Source organism: Pseudoxanthomonas sp. Root630, assembly GCF_001427585.1.
Taxonomy (GTDB): domain Bacteria; phylum Pseudomonadota; class Gammaproteobacteria; order Xanthomonadales; family Xanthomonadaceae; genus Pseudoxanthomonas_A.
The window spans coordinates 252,025-267,421 of sequence record NZ_LMGY01000017.1 but is presented as its reverse complement, the minus strand read 5'-3'; the positions used below and the strand labels follow the sequence as shown (position 1 = coordinate 267,421).

The window sequence follows — 15,397 nt, the reverse complement described above, 5'->3', positions numbered from 1 at the left end:
GACTGCCCTGAACCCAGGCACGAGGACACGCGCATGCACCACGACGTCATCATCATCGGCGCCGGCCCGGCAGGGCTGTGCCTGGCCAAGGCGCTATGCGACCTCGACCTCAAGGTCGCCCTCGTGGAGCGCCAGTCGCGCGCCGCCATCGCCGAACCCGCGTTCGATGGCCGCGAGATCGCGCTGACGCATGCCTCGATGCGCCTGCTGCGCGACCTGGATATCTGGCGACACCTGCCCGATGACGCCTGTTCGCCGCTGCGTGCCGCGCGGGTGATGGAAGGCGACTGCCTGCACGACATGCGCATCGACGCCGCGCTGGCCGGCAAGCAGCAACTCGGCATGCTGGTGCCCAATCATCGGATCCGCGAAGCGGCATGGAAAGCTGTCAGCGACCTGCCCGGCCTGGACTTCTTCGACAGCGCGCGCATTCATGCGGTCCACACGACCGACGACCATGCCGGCATCACCCTCGGCGACGGGCTCCGCCTGGAGGCGCCCCTGCTGGTCGCCGCGGACAGCCGCTTCTCCGACACGCGGCGCGCAATGGGCATCGGGGCCGACCAGTACGATTTCGGCAAGAGCATGCTGGTCTGCCGCATGCACCACGAGCAGCCGCACCAGGGCGTGGCGTGGGAATGGTTCGGCCACGGCCAGACGCTGGCGCTGCTTCCGCTGAAGGAGCACGAATCCTCGGTCGTCATTACCCTGCCCGATGCGGCGGCGCGACGCCTCGCCGCGTTGGACGTGGACGCCTTCGCTTGCGAGATGGAACAGCGCTACGGGCACCGGCTGGGCCACATGAAGCTGGAAAGCAGCCGGCACGTGTATCCGCTGGTGGGCGTCTACGCGCGCCGGTTCGTCGGGCGCCGGTTCGCGCTGGCCGGCGACGCGGCGGTCGGCATGCATCCGGTCACGGCGCACGGCTTCAACCTCGGCCTGGCCAGCGTCGAACGGCTGGCCGACATGGCGCGCGAAGCGCTGCAACGCAAGGGAGACCTCGGTTGTGCGGAAGGACTGGCGCGCTATGAGCGTCGCCATCGTCGCGGCACGCGGCCGCTCTACCTGGCCACGCGCGCCATCGTGGAGCTCTATACCGACGACCGTGCCCCGGCACGCCTGGTGCGCGAGGGCGTGCTGCGTGCGGGTCGCCGCCTGACGCCCTTCCGCCGCGCGCTCGCGGGTATGCTGGCCGACGAAGCCCCCACCGACCGTCGCCCACTCCAGCGCCTGCGCGATGGCCTGGCGCTATTGCGCCCGGCCTGACGGCTCAGGCCAACCAGGCCTCGAAGCGATCCAGAAACAGCTGCAGTCGCTTGCGCAGGCGCTCGTCGACGATCTCGCCCGCCGCATCGATCTGGCCTTCGCGATACTGGATCGCGATCTCGGGCTGCGGCAGCACGGCCACGTCGACCGCGGCCAGCACGTTGCGCAGGTGCTGCTGCGCCGACACCGTGCCGTGCGCGCCCGGTGACGTGCCGATGATGGCGGCGCGCTTGCCGCCGAAGGAATTGCTGCCGCCGGGACGACTGCCCACGTCGATGGCGTTCTTCAGCACACCGGGGATGGAACGGTTGTATTCCGGCGTGATGAACAGCAGCGCATCGCAGCCTTCCACCTGCTGCTTGAACTGCCGGCCCGCCGCCGGGAAATCCGCATCGTCGTCCTGGTCGTACAGCGGCAGGTCGCCGATGCCGATCTGCTCGAAGACGAAGCGATCGCCGGCCAGCCGCTGCACGGCGTGCGCGAGCTGCCGGTTGTAGGAGCCAGCGCGCAGGCTGCCGACGATGAGGCCGATGCGGGGCGTGGGCATGTCCGTTCCTCGATCAGGGAGTCGCTGCCATCATGCCAGCCGGTCGGCCGCCGCGACGATGTCCTCATCGCCCGGCAACACCAGGAAGGCCGCACCGGCCAGCGGGGTATAGGTGTCCGCGCCGACGACGCGCTGGAACGGACGCGCGCGGTAGCCGGCTTCGGCGATCGCCGTGATGACGCCCTCGCCCACGCCCGCCGCATGCCGGCCTTCGTCCACCACCAGGATGCGCTTGGCCGTCTTCGCCTGCTCCGCGATGAAGGCGTCGTTGAGCGGCACCAGCCAGCGCAGGTCGACCACGCGCACCTTCCAGCCGTGCTTGCGTTCGATGGTCCGCGCGGCCCGCAGGCTCATCGGCACGCCATTGCCGTAGGTGAAGATCACCAGGTCGTCCGCGCCTTCGCCGTACACGCGTCCTTCACCGAGGGTCATCGCCTCGTCCTGCGGCGGATACGGGAACAGCCACTGCCCGTCGCCAGCCTCGTGCAGGTCCTTGGTCATGTACAGCGCGATGGGCTCCAGGAACATGGTGACGCGCCCATCCACCTTCGCCAGCGCCGCCAGCGTGCGCAGCATGGTGGCGGCGTCATCGCCACGCGAGGGACAGCCGACGACGAGTCCCGGGATGTCGCGCAACGCCGTGATCGAATTGTCGTTGTGGAAATGCCCGCCGAATCCCCGCTGGTAGCCGAGGCCCGCGACGCGCACGACCATCGGGTTGCGGTACTGGTCGTTGCTGAAGAACTGCAGGCTGGCCGCCTCGCCACGGATCTGGTCGCAGGCGTTGTGGAAGTACGCCAGGTACTGGATTTCCGGCAGCGGCAGCATGCCCATGTTGGCGTAGCCCTGGGCCAGGCCGAGGATCATCGTCTCGTCCAGCAGCGTATTGAACACGCGGCTGCCCTTGAACGCCTTCTGCAGGCCCTTGGTGACCGTGTACACGCCCCCCTTCTGCGCCACGTCCTCACCGAACAGCAGCGTCTCGGGATACTTGCAGAACAGGTCGTGCAGTGCATTGTTGATCTGGATGGCGAGATGCCGTGGCGGCAGCTTCTCCGGCAGCTTATCCTCGCTGCCGAAGGCCGCGACACGTCGCTCGTGCGGTGCCGTGCGCGTCGCCTCCGCCGCCACCGCGTCGGGCGTGTACGGTGCCAGCGGCGCCATCACGTGCTCCAGCGTGGTGATGCGCGGGCGGCTGTCGGCATCTTCGGCGGCCGCGAAGCAGCGCTTGCGCATCGCTTCGTACAGCGCGAGCAGGGATTCCTTGGTGTAGAGACCGGACGCCAGCGCGACCGCGGCACTGCGCAGCAGCGGATCGGTCGCCTCGACCGCGCACAGTTCCTCCAGTGGCCGCCATTCGATCTCGAAGTCGGTGCCCGCGTGCCCCATGATACGGGTGGTGCGCAGGTGCAGGAAGGTCGGGCGGCGGGTGCGGCGGCAGTGCTGGACAGCGGCCTGCACTTGCCCGTAGCCCGCGGCGAGATCCAGGCCATCGGCGTGGAAGTAGTCCAGGTCGGCGCGGTCGCGGAAGTTGCGTCCGATCCAGCCGTCGGGCGTCTTCACCGAAATGCCGATGCCGTTGTCCTCGCAGACGAACAGCACCGGCGCCGGCAGCTTCTGGTAGGCGGTCCATGCGGCCGCGTTGAACGCCGTCTGTGCGGTGGCGTGGTTGGAGGAGGCGTCGCCGAACGAGCAGATCGCGATGCTGTCCTCGGGGATCGGCAGTGCATGGCCGATGCGGCGCGCCTGTTCGATCGCCACTGCGGTGCCCAACGCCTTCGGCAAGTGGGATGCGATGGTCGAAGTCTGCGGCAGCACCCACAACGGCTTGCTGCCCCACACCTTGTGCCGACCACCGGATGCGGGATCCTCCGCACTGGCCGCGAAGCTCAGCGCGGAATCCATCACCGGATCCATGCCCGGCAGCTTGCGGAAGCGTTCGGCCATGAACCCGCCGCTGCGATAGTGCAGGAACGCCGGATCGGTGTGGCGCGTCGCGCGCGCGACCATCGCATTGCCTTCGTGACCGCTGGAACCGATGGTGTAGAAGACCTTGTTCTGCACGCGCAGGACGCGCGCCATCAGGTCGAGGTGGCGGCTCACGAGCTGCGATTCGAGCAGCTCGACGAAGCCGCGCGCGTCCAGCGCACTGCCAGGCAGCACGGGCTCCGCCTGGGCCGGCGCATCGCGCACCTGACCCTCCCATTCCTTGACGAACTCGACGAAATTCTGGTCGCAGATCTCGGCCCGGTTCAGGCCCTTCATGCGTGCGGGAATTGCTTTGGCAGTCATGTGCTCGCTCGGATCAGGAGGACGCCAGGCGCGCGGCGACATCGTCGCTCACACCCGGCATGGGAACGAAACCCGGCTGGGCGCGAACGCGCGCCAGCCAGTCGGAGATATGCGGGTATGCCGCAAGATCGAAGCCGCCGTCGTCGGCGCAGTGGGTGTAGGCGAACAGCGCGATGTCGGCCACACCGTAAACATCGCCCGTGAACCACGACGCGCCCTGCAGGTGCTTCTCCATCACGACCAGCGCCTGGGCGCCGCGCTCGTGCAGGCGTGGCAGATCGGCACGACGCGGCGAATCCAGCGACGTCCAGCCCCGGATGAAGCGCGCCACCGCGATGTAGGGCTCATGGCTGTACTGTTCGAAGAACAGCCAGCTCAGCGCCTGCGCACGCTGCCAGGCATCGGTTGGCAAGTAGGCGCTGCCTTCCGCCAGCCAGCAGAGGATGGCGTTCGATTCCACGAGGATCGCGCCATCGGCACGCTCCAGCATCGGCACCTTGCCGTTCGGGTTCTTCGCCAGGTAACCGGGCGTGCGAGTGCCACCCTGGGCGCTGTCGACCTCGATCCAGGCATAGGGCCGGCCGAGTTGCTCGAGCAACAGGCGCACCTTGTGGCAGTTGCCGGACGTGGACATGCCGTGGACGGTGACGGGATCAGGCGACATGCGGATGCTCCGGCAGGACTGGAATGCGGGTGGCCTTGGCGAGGTCCTTGTCGCGACCGAAGGCGAGCAGGATGCGACGTTGTTCTGCCGGCGTCGGGAGACGCACGCCGTAACCGGCGATATCGAGGCGCACGTCGTCATGCACCTGCACAGGCTGCCATCCCGTGGCCGTCATCAGTTCCAGCCCACCCATGACTTCCACCGGCATCGGCAGGTGCACGAAGCGCGCGAACGCGGAGCGGAAGCGTGTCTCATCCGCGGGACGGTAGGCCGTATCGACATGATCGACCCACGCCTCACGCAGTTGCAGCGCGTCGCGGCGACTGCAGAGCACGTCGATGTCCTGCGGCACCACATCCGGAATGCCGGCCAGCACCATCGCCGCACTGCCGATGATCCACCAGGGATCACGGAACGTCTGCGCCATCTGCGGCAAAGCATCGTGCAGGCCTGCGTGCAGCGCGGACGTCGGGCTCACGGTTGCGCCACCCTGCCCGCCTGCCATTGCGCGCGCGTCTGGCCCCAGACTTCCACCGGCTTCTCGTGGTGGGGTTCGGGCAGGCGGTCCATCCGCAGGTAGATCGAGCCGAGTTTTGCGGCGACGGTCTTCGAGTTGGTGTTCTGCGGGTCGATGGTGTGGATCACGTCCTCCCAACCCAGGTGGTCGAACGCCCAGTCCACGCTCGCCGTCGCGGCCTCGGGCGCGTAACCGCGTCCCCAGGCTTCACGGGCGATGCTCCAGCCGACCTCGGTGCCCGGCCAGCCTTCCGGCTGCCACGGCCCTACCCGGCCAATCCAGCGGCCACTCGCTTTCTCGATCACCGAGAACATCCCGAAACCCTGCAGATGCCAACTACCCAGCGTCGCCGCCAGACTGCGCCAGGCGGGCGAGCGCGCCTGCGTGCCCCCGATGTAGCGCATGGTCTCTTCGTCGGTGGCGAACGCAGCCCACGCTTCGTAGTCCTCGCGCCGCGGCAAGCGCAGCAGCAGGCGGGGCGTTTCGAGTTGCAGGTCGGAAAGGTCCATCGGTGCCACGTCATCCCAGAACGGAAGGCAACCCCACGCGCTGAACATCCGGTCCGCGCGCGGCCTTGGTCGCACGCACGGTGCGGCGCTTCCTCAGAACGCGTTGATGCCCGTCAGTTCGCGGCCGATCACCAACTGGTGCACGGTTTCCGTGCCTTCGTAGGTGATGACCGATTCCAGGTTCAGCGCGTGGCGGATGGCGGCGTGCTCGGTGGTGATGCCGGCGCCGCCGAGCAGGTCGCGGCATTCGCGCGCGATGTCGATGGCCATGCGGCAGTTGTTCCACTTCGCCAGCGATACCTGCGAAGGCGCCATGGTGCCGGCATCCTTCAAACGACCCAGCTGCAGCGACAGCAACTGCGCCAGGGTGATCCGGCGAGCCATCTCGGCCATCTTGATCTGCGCACTCTGCGTGGCCGCCACCGGGCGGTCGAACAGGATGCGCTCCTTGGTGTAGGCCAGCACTTCGTCGAGGCAGGCGATGGCGGCGCCGATCGGACCCCAGGTGATGCCGTAGCGCGCCTGGGTCAGGCAGCCCAGCGGGCCCTTCAGTCCTTTGACGTTGGGCAGGCGGCTGCTGTCGGGCACGCGCACGTTGTCGAAGAACAGCGCGCTGGTCACCGATGCGCGCAGGCTCATCTTGTGCTTGATCTCCTGCGCGGTGAACCCGGCCATGCCCTTCTCGAGCAGGAAGCCCTGGATCCCGTCGTCGGTCTGCGCCCAGACGATCGCGATGTCGGCGAGGTTGCCGTTGGTGATCCACATCTTCGAGCCGTTGATGACCCAATCGTCGCCGTCGCGACGCGCGTGGGTCTTCATGTTGGCCGGGTCGGAGCCGCCGTGGGGCTCGGTCAGGCCGAAGCAGCCGATCACCTTGCCGGCCGCCATGTCCGGCAGCCAGCGCTCACGCTGTTCTTCGCTGCCGTAGGCGTAGATGGGGTACATGCACAGCGAGGACTGCACGCTGACGAAGCTGCGGATACCGCTGTCGCCGCGCTCGAGTTCCTGGCAGATCAGGCCGTAGCTGACCGCATTGAGGCCGGCGCAGCCGTACTTTTCCGGCAGCGAGGAACCCAGCAGGCCAAGTTCGGCGATCTCAGGCACGAGTTCCTTCGGGAAACGCCCCTGGTCGAAAGCGTCGCCGATGATCGGCCGTACACGCTCATCGGTGAAGCGGGCCACGGCGTCCTGGACGGCGCGCTCCTCTTCGCTCAGCAGGGAACGGACATCGAACAGATCGTACGGGTTCAGGGCCATCGCATTTCAACCGGCGTTTGAGGTATCCGGCGATTGTATGCGGTGGCCGTCCGGGCCGGTAAGCGCCAGTCCGCAAAGCGAAGGCCGGCGAAACGCCGGCCTTCGAGGGGTGCCACGTTGAAACGCAGGTCCCGGCCGGGACCGCGGGTTCAGCCCTGCTTGGGCGTGTCCACGCTGGCGGTCTGGGTGACGACCTGACCGTCGATCACCGGCAGGCGGGCGCCCGGCTCCTGTTCCATGCGGATCGTCTTTTCCTGGCCTTCGAAGCGGTAGGTCACGTCGTACCCGACGACCTTGTCCGTGGTGCCCAGGGCGATGCGGCTGCCCGGCTTGCTGTCCATGCGCATCGTGCCGGTGGTGCCATCCGGGTTGCGGTAGGTCACGTTGTAGCCGGTCACGCGCGAAGACTCGGACGTCGCGTTCTCGGTATGGCACTGGCGCTCGGTACGGCTGACGACCTTGCCGCCCACGTGGCGCTTGTCCACCTGGTTGCCGATGGCGCCACCGGCCACCGCGCCAGCCACCGTCGCGGCCTTCTTGCCGCTGCCGCTGCCGACCTGGTTGCCCAGCAGGCCGCCGATCACGGCACCCGCCACGGTACCGCCGACGTTGCCGTCGCGTTCCGGCGCGCGCTCCTGCACGACCACGTCCTGGCAGACTTCGCGCGGCGTGCTGCTGGTAGTCGTCTCGCGTACGGCTTCGGTACCGATCACCGTGGCGTACAGCTTTTCCGAACTCGTCACCGGGGCGGATTTGACCACCTCGGCGTACTGCAGGGTGCTGACCGGGATCTGGTTGTCGGTCGAGGCCGCATCGTCCGCGACCAGTGCACCATCCGCGGCGGTCACCAGGCCGGCATCCGCCGGGCCCTTGTCCCCGCCCTTGAGGAATGCCGCCGTGGCCACACCGCCCACCAGCAGCGCGCCGACGGCGACAAGAATGGTTGTGGTATTGCTCTTCATCGCTGCCTCCAAGTCGGGCCTTGCCCGGTTCACATTGGCCATCATTGCACCACTGCGAACCTGAACCAAGTACCCGCGAACGGCGACGAAAAACAACGGAAAATGAACGATTCCGTGACCTGCCGATCATGCTAGCGTGACGCCCATTCCAGACCGGCCGAGGTGCCACCACGATGCCTAGTCCCTTGCTGCTCCCCGTGCTCGAGTGGGCGCGCCGGCTGCGTTATCCCACGTTGTTCAAGATCACGGCGACGTTGTTCGTGATCAGCGTGCTGCTGCCTCCGGGCCTCGATCCGATACCGCTGCTCGACGAAGTGCTGTTCGGCCTCGGCACGCTGCTGCTCGCCAACTGGAAGCGCAGGAAAGACCCGCCCTCCTCGCTCGAGGCGCCCGACGCACGCCGCTGACGCCATGCTGGTCGACAGCCACAGCCACTTCGATGCGCCCGAACTGGACGCCGACCGCGACGCCGCGCTGGCGCGCGCGCGCGCAGCCGGGGTGACGCGCCAGGTGGTGCCGGCGGTAACGGCGGCTTCGTGGCCGAAACTGCGCGATGTCTGCGCGCAGGATGCGGGATTGTTCGCCGCCTACGGCCTGCACCCGATGTACCTGTCGGAGCATCGGCCCGAACACCTGGACGAACTGCGCGCCTGGATCGAACGCGAGAAACCGGTCGCGGTCGGCGAATGCGGCCTTGATTTCTTCGTGGAAGGGCTGGATGCGGAGACGCAGCAGTTGTACTTCGATGGCCAACTTCGGCTGGCGCGCGAGTTCGACCTGCCCTTGATCGTGCACGCCCGCCGCGCGGTGGATGCCGTGATCGCGTCGATCAGGCGGGTCGGCGGCCTGCGCGGCGTGGTGCACAGCTTTTCCGGCAGCCCGGAACAGGCGAAGCAACTGTGGCAGGCCGGTTTCCTGATCGGCCTGGGTGGGCCGGTGACGTACGAGCGCGCCAACCGGCTGCGCACCCTCGCTGCCACCATGCCGCTGGATTACCTGTTGCTGGAAACGGATTCGCCCGACCAGCCCGACGCCGGTATCCGCGGCCAGCGCAACGAGCCCGCGCGGCTGCCGGTGATCCGCGATGTCATCGCCGGGCTGCGCGATATCGCCGCTGACGAAGTAGCCCGCGCCACCACGCGGAATGCGGAGCGCCTGTTCGCACTGCCCGCTGTCGGGAGCTGAGCGTCAGCGCACGGCCGCAGCGCCCTCGGCCGTGCCGGGAGTCCACGCATGGTAGGCCTTGACCACGATCTTCCATGCGTCGCCCTGACGTAACAGCGTCATGTGGTCCAGCGCCTTCATGTCCGGATAGTCCAGTTCGATCACGGCCGTCGCGACGTCGCCGGTCACGGTGATCTGGCGGACATGGCGCGTGCGCTTGGCCTCGTCCGCCGGTACGCGGCCGCTCGAAGAGGCATCGATGTAATCCCGCGCAGGCCAGCGCCGATAGCGCCCGTCCTTGAACCCCAGCAGCACCGCATCATCGGCGAATGCGCGCTGGAAGTGCCGACGCTGGCCGGTCGCATGGCCGTCCAGATACGCCTGCAGCGGCAGGCGCACCGCGGCCACGTCATCGCCGCTCGCGCTTGCGACATTGTCCGCAGCGATCGCCACGACCACTTTCCCGCGGGTCGAACCGGCGCGGTTGTGCTGCTGGGCCTGGACGATCTGCGCCAACGGATACAGGCCATCGACATGGACGCGCAACTGACCGGCCGCGATCAACGGTGCCACGCCGTTGAGCCCCGCCTGCACGTCCCAAGGCGGTGTCGCGGGGCAGACGATACGCCCCTGCGTGCAGACGGCGGCGGGGGCCTGGCCGACCAGCGTGACCAGTCGCCCGCCGTCGCGCAGCACGTCGGGCGAGCGTGCCAGCGTGTCGCCGCCGACGGTATCGACCACGATGTCGACATCGCGCACAACGTCCTCGAAGCGGACGCTGCGGTAGTCGATCACATCGTCCGCGCCGAGGGCGCGCAGGTAATCGTGGTTGCGCGCCGATGCGGTCGCGATCACCTGGGCGCCGCGCGCCTTCGCGAGTTGCACGACCATCGAACCCACGCCGCCGGCGCCCCCGTGCACCAGCACGCGTTCTCCGGGCCGGACATCGGCCGCACCGACCAGGTAGCGCCACGCCGCGACGGCGACCGTCGGGTAAGCCGCGGCTTCCTGCAGCGTGAACGCGGGCGGCGCCGGCACGAGCGCCGCGACCGGTGCCGCCACATATTCGGCATAGCTGCCGGACCGCTCGCGCGGATCCACGATACCGGCGACGCGGTCGCCGCAGGCAAAGGTGGTAACGCCGGGCGCGACGGCCACCACCTCGCCGGCGAAATCGCCGCCCGGCGTGGCAGGAAAGGGCAAGCGACCCGCTTCCTGCAACTTCCAGTCGACAGGATTGATGCTTGCGTAGTGCACGCGCACCAGCACGTCACCCGCACCCAGCGTGGGTGTCGGCACGCGCTCCACGCGCAACGCCTCCGGGCCGCCGGGCGCATGGATGCGTGCGGCGCGCATGGTGTCGGGAACGACGGAACAGGCATGGGCTGCCGCGGCGCAAGGCAGCAGGCTGGCCAACATCAGCAGGAGGCGGGTGTACATGGAAAGGGAACGGTCGGGAGGGGCGCGAACTATCCCCCCACGCCATCGCCGTGCACAGACGACATGCGCCAGAACGTCGCGCTCGCGCGCCGGGGCGAGTCGCTTCGCCCTCTCAATGGCTGGCGGCGACGACCTTGCGCGGTTTGAGCAGCAGTTCCAGTGCCTTGCCCACCATGGCGAAGGCGAAAGCGCCGGTGATATGCGTCGCCGCGCCCAGGCCGACGCCGCAGTCCAGCTTCAGCGCGGCATCGGCGCCCAGTTGTGGACGCAGGCCGCACACGGTGCCGTCCGCCTGCGGATAGTTGACGTTTTCCAGCGAATAGACCGCCTGCACGCCGAAGTAGCGGTCGCGGTTCTTCGGGAAATTGAACTCCGCGCGCAACTTCTTGCGGACCAGCGCAAGCAACGCATCGTGTTCGGTGCGCGAGAGATCGCGCAGGCGGATCTGGGTGGGATCGGTGCGCCCGCCCGCCGAACCGGAGACGACGATCGGCAGCTTCCGCCGCCGGCACCAGGCGATCATCTCCACCTTCACGCGGAAACTGTCGCAGGCATCGAGCACCAGGTCGAAATCGCGATCCAGCAGCTCCTCCATATTGGAAGCCGTCAGGAATTGCGGGACGACATCGACGTCGATCAGCGGGTTGATCGCGCGGCAACGTTCGGCCATCGCCTCGGCCTTGTTGCGGCCGTAGTGACCTTCCAGCGCGGGCAACTGGCGGTTGGTGTTGGAGACGCAGATGTCGTCGGCATCGATCAACGTGAGATGACCAACGCCCGAACGTGCCAGCGCTTCCACCACCCACGATCCGACGCCGCCCATGCCGACGATGGCCACCCGCGATGCCGCATAGCGTTCCGTCGCGCCCACGCCGTACAGACGGTCGATGCCGGCGAACCGGTCCCGGAGTTCTTTCTTCATCTCACTAGTGTAAGCCGTGGCGCGAACCGTGATGGCCGTCGTACCATCGCCCGGTCACCCACATGGAGCCCGCCGCATGGCCAGCCAGCCCGAGACCAAGAAGCCTTCCGCCGCTTCGCGCTACTTCTTCCTCTTCCTGATCGGCCTGGTGGTGGGCGCCATCGGCACGGTGATGGCGATGCGTGCGCTGCAGGCGCGCCAGGACCCCTTCCCCCACAGCGTCATGCATGTGATGGGCAAGCATGCCGGCCAGTTGGCAGACAAGGTCAAGCAGAACCGCTGCGCGGCCACCGACACCATCCCGCACGTGCGCACGCTGCGCGCGATGGCCAACGACCTGGAACTCGCGTTCCCGGGGCTGGCCGACGACGCGCGCTTCAAGAGCCATACGAGCCAGTTCCGCGCCGACCTGGACGCTGCATTGAGTGCGCCTCCGACCGATTGCGCCGCCGCATCCGCACTGGTCGAGAAAGTGGGCGGGGACTGCAAGGCCTGCCACCAGGATTTCAAGGGGTGACGTCGGCGTCTCGCCCATGAATCCCACCTGACATCCGGGCCGCGCAAGCGGCCCGATTGTCATCACGTTCACGCGCGGCTGCGGAGCATGTGACGCGAGAAGACCCGGCGAACGCACGGGTTACATCGCACACAGGAGCCCCCCATGAATATGCGTCTGCTCGTCATCGGTTTGACCGCCACCGTCGCCCTCGCCGGTTGCGCCAGCACGTCACCGGGTTACGGCAACAGCGGCTATGGCGGCGGCTACAACGCCCCGGCCAGCCGCTACTGCGCCGATTGCGGCATCGTCGAGCGCATCGACGTGGTGTCCTCGGGGCGCAGTGCCCCGTCGGCGACGGGCGCCGTGCTCGGCGGCATCGTCGGCGCGGTGGCCGGCCGCCAGATCTCCGATCGTACCGGCGGCAGCGACGGCAACAAGAACGTCTCCACCGTCGCCGGTGCCGTCGCGGGCGCGGCCGCGGGCAACGCCATCCAGAAGCGCACCACCGGCGATACCTACAACGTCACCGTGCGCATGGACGACGGTCGCCGCGTGACCATCAGCCAGCACGACTTGGGCGGCATCCGCGAGAACACGTACGTGCGCGTCCAGAATGGCCGCGTGGTGCTGCGCTGATCCACGCACACGCCCCGTCAGGCAAAGAAAAAGCCCGGCATCTGCCGGGCTTTTTCTTGCGGAGCCCGCGCCAGGCGCGGTACGCGTTACGATCACTCAGACGGGTTCTACCGCATCCGCCTGCAGGCCCTTCTGGCCCTGCACGACGGTGAAGGTGACCTTCTGGCCTTCCTTCAAGCTCTTGAAACCCTGGGTCTGGATGGCGCGGAAGTGCACGAACACGTCTTCGCCATTCTCACGGCTGATAAAGCCGAAGCCCTTGGCATCGTTGAACCATTTAACGGTTCCGGTTTCACGCTCGGACATCTTGTTGCTCCTTGGAACGGGTGGTGGTTACGCCTCTCGGCGGCTGGTTGCAAGGAGGACACGAGGTACAAGCGATGCAGCGGATCATTGGATCTACCCCATCAGGCCACGGTGCACGGTGACCTTGGCAACGACAGCGGCCGCACAGTAACCCGGCATTTGGCAAAATGCAAACGCTTGAACGAGAAAGTCAACCCCCCGGCAAGCCTTTGATTCCCTAGGAGAATTGTTTGGACATCCAGTTTCTGTACTACGCCGTGGCCATCGTGCTGATCCTGGTCGGCATCGCCGGGGTCATCCTGCCCGCCCTGCCCGGCCTCCCGCTGGTGTTCGCCGGCATGCTGCTGGCGGCGTGGGCAGGCGATTTCGAACGGATCCACTGGGGCACCCTGGTGGTGCTGGGACTGCTGACGGCGCTGTCCTTCGCGGTGGACATCTTCTCCACGGCGATCGGCGCGCAGCGCGTCGGGGCCAGCCGGAAAGCCCTGCTGGGCACCGTGATCGGCACCTTCGCCGGCCTGTTCTTCATGCCCATCGGCTTGCTCGCAGGCCCCTTCATCGGCGCGCTGCTGGGCGAGTTGTGGCATGGCCGCGAGTTCCGACAGGCCACCAAGGTCGGGCTGGCCACCTGGCTGGGTATCGTCCTTGGGGTGGTCCTGAAGCTGGGCCTGGCCTTCGCGATGCTGGGGCTGTTCGTCTTCGCCTGGTTCTTCTGACCTTGGCGCGTCGGCTGGCAGAATGGCGGCGCCCCCACCGAGCGACCCCTGCATGACGCATTGCATCCGACTGCTCCCCCTCGTCATTGGAGTTACAGGCGCGCTGAGCGCCCATGCGCAGGAAAGCGCGCCGGTCGCGACATCGGCCGAAGCCTGCTTCCTGCTGGAAAACGACGCCCAGCGCCTGGCCTGCTACGACCAGGCCCTGGGGCGCACCGCCGCCGACACCCGCCGGGCGGATGAAGAAGCGGTGGCGGCGAAGGAAGCCGAGGCCGCCGCCCGCGCGAAGGCCCGGGCCGAAGCGCGCGCCGCCGCCGAAGCGCAGGACCAGGACGTAGCCCTGAGCGAGCGCACCCGCCGCCGGCTGGGGGCCTGGTTCCGCGCGGACGACCCCGCGGACGCCGACCTGATCGCCAACGCCGGGCGCGGCTCGTTGCTGGACAGCCGCTGGGAACTGGCCAAGGACTCGAAGCTGGGCGTGTTCCAGCTGCGCGGCTACAAGCCGGTGTACCTGCTGCCCGCCTTCTGGACCAGCCAGGTCAACGAGACCCCGACTTCGCCGAACCCCGACAACACGATCACCACGCCGCAGGAGTTGCAGGACATCGAGGCGAAGTTCCAGCTGAGCTTCAAGACCAAGTTCGCGGAGAACCTGTTCGGCGACAACGGCGACCTCTGGGGCGCGTACACGCAGAGCTCGCGCTGGCAGGTGTTCAACGGCGAGGAGTCGCGGCCGTTCCGAGAGACGAACTACGAGCCGGAAGTGATGCTGGTGTTCCGCAACAACTACAGCATCGCCGGCTGGAAGGGCCGCATGGCCGGCATCGGCATCAACCACCAGTCCAACGGACGCGGCGATCCGCTGTCGCGCAGCTGGAACCGCGTCATCGCCACCATCGGCCTGGACCGTGAGAACTGGGCGTTCGTCGTCCGGCCGTGGTACCGCGTCCCGGACGGCAACGACGACGACAATCCGGACATCGAGGACTACATCGGCCGTGGCGACGCGATGCTGACCTATGCGAAAGGCGGTCACGTCTTCACCGTGCTGGGCCGGCACTCGCTGCGCGGCGGCGACGATTCGCATGGCGCGCTGCAGGTGGACTACGGCTTCCCGATCAACCGCACGTTCCGCGGCCACCTGCAGGTCTTCCATGGTTACGGCGAAAGCCTGATCGACTACAACCACAAGGCCACCTATCTCGGCCTGGGCATCTCGTTGCTGGACTGGTACTGATGGACGACGTGACGATCTACCACAACCCCGCTTGCGGGACCTCGCGCAATACGCTGGGGCTGATCTGCAATGCCGGTATCGAGCCGCAGGTCGTCGAGTACCTGCAGACGCCGCCCGACCGCGCCACGCTGTTGTCGCTGATCGCGGCCATGGGCGTGCAAGTGCGCGAGGTCGTGCGCACCAAAGAGGCGCTCCATGCGGAACTCGGCCTGGCCGGGGCCGATGATGCGGCGCTCATCGACGCCATGCTGGCGCATCCGGTGCTGATCAACCGCCCGATCGTGGTCACTGCCCTGGGCACGAAGCTCTGTCGCCCATCGGAACAGGTGCTCGACATCCTCCCGCAACGGCAGCGTGGCGCCTTCACCAAGGAAGACGGCGAGCCGGTCGTGGACGCGGCCGGAAACCGCATCGCCTGACGTAAGATCGGGCGCAGGACCTGTTTCGCCTGCCAAGGAAGCCA

Annotated in this window: 18 protein-coding genes; 8 read left to right on the top strand and 10 right to left on the bottom strand. The window is 67.7% G+C overall.

Annotated elements, in window-relative coordinates:
• Window positions 1–33: 33 nt before the first annotated feature.
• Window positions 34–1,266 carry a 5-demethoxyubiquinol-8 5-hydroxylase UbiM gene (ubiM, locus tag ASD72_RS15935; RefSeq protein ID WP_056880924.1) on the top strand — a complete coding sequence of 411 codons (1,233 nt, stop codon included), beginning with the start codon at window positions 34–36 and terminating at the stop codon, window positions 1,264–1,266.
• Window positions 1,267–1,270: 4 nt separating this feature from the next.
• Here the strand turns inward: ubiM and ASD72_RS15930 are convergent, their stop codons facing one another.
• The 7 genes from ASD72_RS15930 to ASD72_RS15900 all read right to left on the bottom strand — a co-directional run bounded on the left by ASD72_RS15930 (window position 1,271) and on the right by ASD72_RS15900 (window position 8,014).
• Window positions 1,271–1,813, bottom strand: coding sequence for an NADPH-dependent FMN reductase (locus tag ASD72_RS15930; protein WP_056880923.1), 543 nt, complete (start codon window positions 1,811–1,813; stop codon window positions 1,271–1,273).
• 30 nt (window positions 1,814–1,843) lie between these two features.
• Window positions 1,844–4,105, bottom strand: a complete 2,262-nt coding sequence (locus ASD72_RS15925) for a thiamine pyrophosphate-dependent enzyme (protein WP_056881085.1) — start codon at window positions 4,103–4,105, stop codon at window positions 1,844–1,846.
• Between the two features lie 13 nt (window positions 4,106–4,118).
• On the bottom strand, window positions 4,119–4,769 hold the full coding sequence (locus ASD72_RS15920; RefSeq protein ID WP_056880922.1) for a glutathione S-transferase family protein: 651 nt from the start codon (window positions 4,767–4,769) through the stop codon (window positions 4,119–4,121).
• Window positions 4,759–5,247 (bottom strand): hypothetical protein, encoded by a 489-nt coding sequence (locus tag ASD72_RS15915; RefSeq protein ID WP_155944688.1) that lies wholly within the window; start codon window positions 5,245–5,247, stop codon window positions 4,759–4,761. The genes ASD72_RS15920 and ASD72_RS15915 overlap by 11 nt, the downstream gene beginning before the upstream one ends.
• Complete coding sequence (locus ASD72_RS15910; RefSeq protein WP_056880920.1) at window positions 5,244–5,795, bottom strand: GNAT family N-acetyltransferase; 552 nt, start codon at window positions 5,793–5,795, stop codon at window positions 5,244–5,246. Before ASD72_RS15910 ends, ASD72_RS15915 begins: the two co-directional genes overlap by 4 nt.
• 93 nt (window positions 5,796–5,888) lie before the next feature.
• On the bottom strand, window positions 5,889–7,052 hold the full coding sequence (locus ASD72_RS15905; protein ID WP_056880919.1) for an acyl-CoA dehydrogenase family protein: 1,164 nt from the start codon (window positions 7,050–7,052) through the stop codon (window positions 5,889–5,891).
• A 149-nt stretch (window positions 7,053–7,201) separates the two neighbouring features.
• Window positions 7,202–8,014 (bottom strand): glycine zipper 2TM domain-containing protein, encoded by an 813-nt coding sequence (locus ASD72_RS15900; RefSeq protein WP_056880918.1) that lies wholly within the window; start codon window positions 8,012–8,014, stop codon window positions 7,202–7,204.
• A 173-nt stretch (window positions 8,015–8,187) separates the two neighbouring features.
• On the opposite strand from ASD72_RS15900, the gene ASD72_RS15895 reads away from it, so the two are divergent.
• Together ASD72_RS15895 and ASD72_RS15890 are read left to right on the top strand one after the other, a co-directional pair.
• Window positions 8,188–8,421, top strand: coding sequence for a DUF6116 family protein (locus ASD72_RS15895; protein WP_056880917.1), 234 nt, complete (start codon window positions 8,188–8,190; stop codon window positions 8,419–8,421).
• Between the two features lie 4 nt (window positions 8,422–8,425).
• Complete coding sequence (locus ASD72_RS15890; RefSeq protein ID WP_056880916.1) at window positions 8,426–9,199, top strand: TatD family hydrolase; 774 nt, start codon at window positions 8,426–8,428, stop codon at window positions 9,197–9,199.
• 3 nt (window positions 9,200–9,202) lie between these two features.
• On the opposite strand, the gene ASD72_RS15885 is transcribed toward ASD72_RS15890, so the two are convergent.
• A complete protein-coding gene (locus ASD72_RS15885; RefSeq protein ID WP_200948910.1) occupies window positions 9,203–10,618 on the bottom strand; it encodes a nuclear transport factor 2 family protein in 1,416 nt (471 codons plus the stop codon).
• Window positions 10,619–10,730: 112 nt separating this feature from the next.
• Window positions 10,731–11,540 carry a tRNA threonylcarbamoyladenosine dehydratase gene (locus ASD72_RS15880; protein WP_056880915.1) on the bottom strand — a complete coding sequence of 270 codons (810 nt, stop codon included), beginning with the start codon at window positions 11,538–11,540 and terminating at the stop codon, window positions 10,731–10,733.
• 76 nt (window positions 11,541–11,616) lie between these two features.
• Here ASD72_RS15880 and ASD72_RS15875 point away from each other — a divergent pair, with 76 nt between their 5' ends.
• Together ASD72_RS15875 and ASD72_RS15870 are read left to right on the top strand one after the other, a co-directional pair.
• On the top strand, window positions 11,617–12,057 hold the full coding sequence (locus tag ASD72_RS15875; RefSeq protein ID WP_056880914.1) for a cytochrome c: 441 nt from the start codon (window positions 11,617–11,619) through the stop codon (window positions 12,055–12,057).
• Window positions 12,058–12,201: 144 nt separating this feature from the next.
• Complete coding sequence (locus ASD72_RS15870; RefSeq protein ID WP_056880913.1) at window positions 12,202–12,675, top strand: glycine zipper 2TM domain-containing protein; 474 nt, start codon at window positions 12,202–12,204, stop codon at window positions 12,673–12,675.
• Window positions 12,676–12,771: 96 nt separating this feature from the next.
• Here ASD72_RS15870 and ASD72_RS15865 read toward each other — a convergent pair whose 3' ends face one another.
• Entirely contained in the window at window positions 12,772–12,981 is a 210-nt protein-coding gene (locus ASD72_RS15865; protein WP_056880912.1) for a cold-shock protein, read from the bottom strand.
• 230 nt (window positions 12,982–13,211) lie between these two features.
• Between ASD72_RS15865 and ASD72_RS15860 the strand changes: the two genes are divergently transcribed.
• Genes ASD72_RS15860 through arsC form a run of 3 tightly spaced genes read left to right on the top strand, consistent with a single transcriptional unit; the run spans window position 13,212 to window position 15,353 of the window.
• Window positions 13,212–13,697 carry a DUF456 domain-containing protein gene (locus ASD72_RS15860; protein ID WP_056880911.1) on the top strand — a complete coding sequence of 162 codons (486 nt, stop codon included), beginning with the start codon at window positions 13,212–13,214 and terminating at the stop codon, window positions 13,695–13,697.
• A gap of 52 nt (window positions 13,698–13,749) precedes the next feature.
• Window positions 13,750–14,934 carry a phospholipase A gene (locus ASD72_RS15855; protein ID WP_056880910.1) on the top strand — a complete coding sequence of 395 codons (1,185 nt, stop codon included), beginning with the start codon at window positions 13,750–13,752 and terminating at the stop codon, window positions 14,932–14,934.
• Complete coding sequence (gene arsC, locus ASD72_RS15850; RefSeq protein WP_056880909.1) at window positions 14,934–15,353, top strand: arsenate reductase (glutaredoxin); 420 nt, start codon at window positions 14,934–14,936, stop codon at window positions 15,351–15,353. The genes ASD72_RS15855 and arsC overlap by 1 nt, the downstream gene beginning before the upstream one ends.
• The last annotated feature ends 44 nt before the right edge of the window (window positions 15,354–15,397 follow it).

Excerpts from the sequence above, each read along its gene's own strand:
- ubiM (WP_056880924.1), top strand. The coding sequence starts at position 34 with ATGCACCACGACGTCATCATCATCGGCGCCGGCCCGGCAGGGCTGTGC.
- ASD72_RS15925 (WP_056881085.1), bottom strand. The coding sequence starts at position 4,105 with ATGACTGCCAAAGCAATTCCCGCACGCATGAAGGGCCTGAACCGGGCC.
- ASD72_RS15900 (WP_056880918.1), bottom strand. The coding sequence starts at position 8,014 with ATGAAGAGCAATACCACAACCATTCTTGTCGCCGTCGGCGCGCTGCTG.
- ASD72_RS15870 (WP_056880913.1), top strand. The coding sequence starts at position 12,202 with ATGAATATGCGTCTGCTCGTCATCGGTTTGACCGCCACCGTCGCCCTC.
- arsC (WP_056880909.1), top strand. The coding sequence starts at position 14,934 with ATGGACGACGTGACGATCTACCACAACCCCGCTTGCGGGACCTCGCGC.
- ASD72_RS15855 (WP_056880910.1), top strand. The coding sequence starts at position 13,750 with ATGACGCATTGCATCCGACTGCTCCCCCTCGTCATTGGAGTTACAGGC.
- ASD72_RS15880 (WP_056880915.1), bottom strand. The coding sequence starts at position 11,540 with ATGAAGAAAGAACTCCGGGACCGGTTCGCCGGCATCGACCGTCTGTAC.
- ASD72_RS15865 (WP_056880912.1), bottom strand. The coding sequence starts at position 12,981 with ATGTCCGAGCGTGAAACCGGAACCGTTAAATGGTTCAACGATGCCAAG.
- ASD72_RS15895 (WP_056880917.1), top strand. The coding sequence starts at position 8,188 with ATGCCTAGTCCCTTGCTGCTCCCCGTGCTCGAGTGGGCGCGCCGGCTG.
- ASD72_RS15920 (WP_056880922.1), bottom strand. The coding sequence starts at position 4,769 with ATGTCGCCTGATCCCGTCACCGTCCACGGCATGTCCACGTCCGGCAAC.
- ASD72_RS15885 (WP_200948910.1), bottom strand. The coding sequence starts at position 10,618 with ATGTACACCCGCCTCCTGCTGATGTTGGCCAGCCTGCTGCCTTGCGCC.
- ASD72_RS15930 (WP_056880923.1), bottom strand. The coding sequence starts at position 1,813 with ATGCCCACGCCCCGCATCGGCCTCATCGTCGGCAGCCTGCGCGCTGGC.
- ASD72_RS15890 (WP_056880916.1), top strand. The coding sequence starts at position 8,426 with ATGCTGGTCGACAGCCACAGCCACTTCGATGCGCCCGAACTGGACGCC.
- ASD72_RS15875 (WP_056880914.1), top strand. The coding sequence starts at position 11,617 with ATGGCCAGCCAGCCCGAGACCAAGAAGCCTTCCGCCGCTTCGCGCTAC.
- ASD72_RS15910 (WP_056880920.1), bottom strand. The coding sequence starts at position 5,795 with ATGGACCTTTCCGACCTGCAACTCGAAACGCCCCGCCTGCTGCTGCGC.
- ASD72_RS15905 (WP_056880919.1), bottom strand. The coding sequence starts at position 7,052 with ATGGCCCTGAACCCGTACGATCTGTTCGATGTCCGTTCCCTGCTGAGC.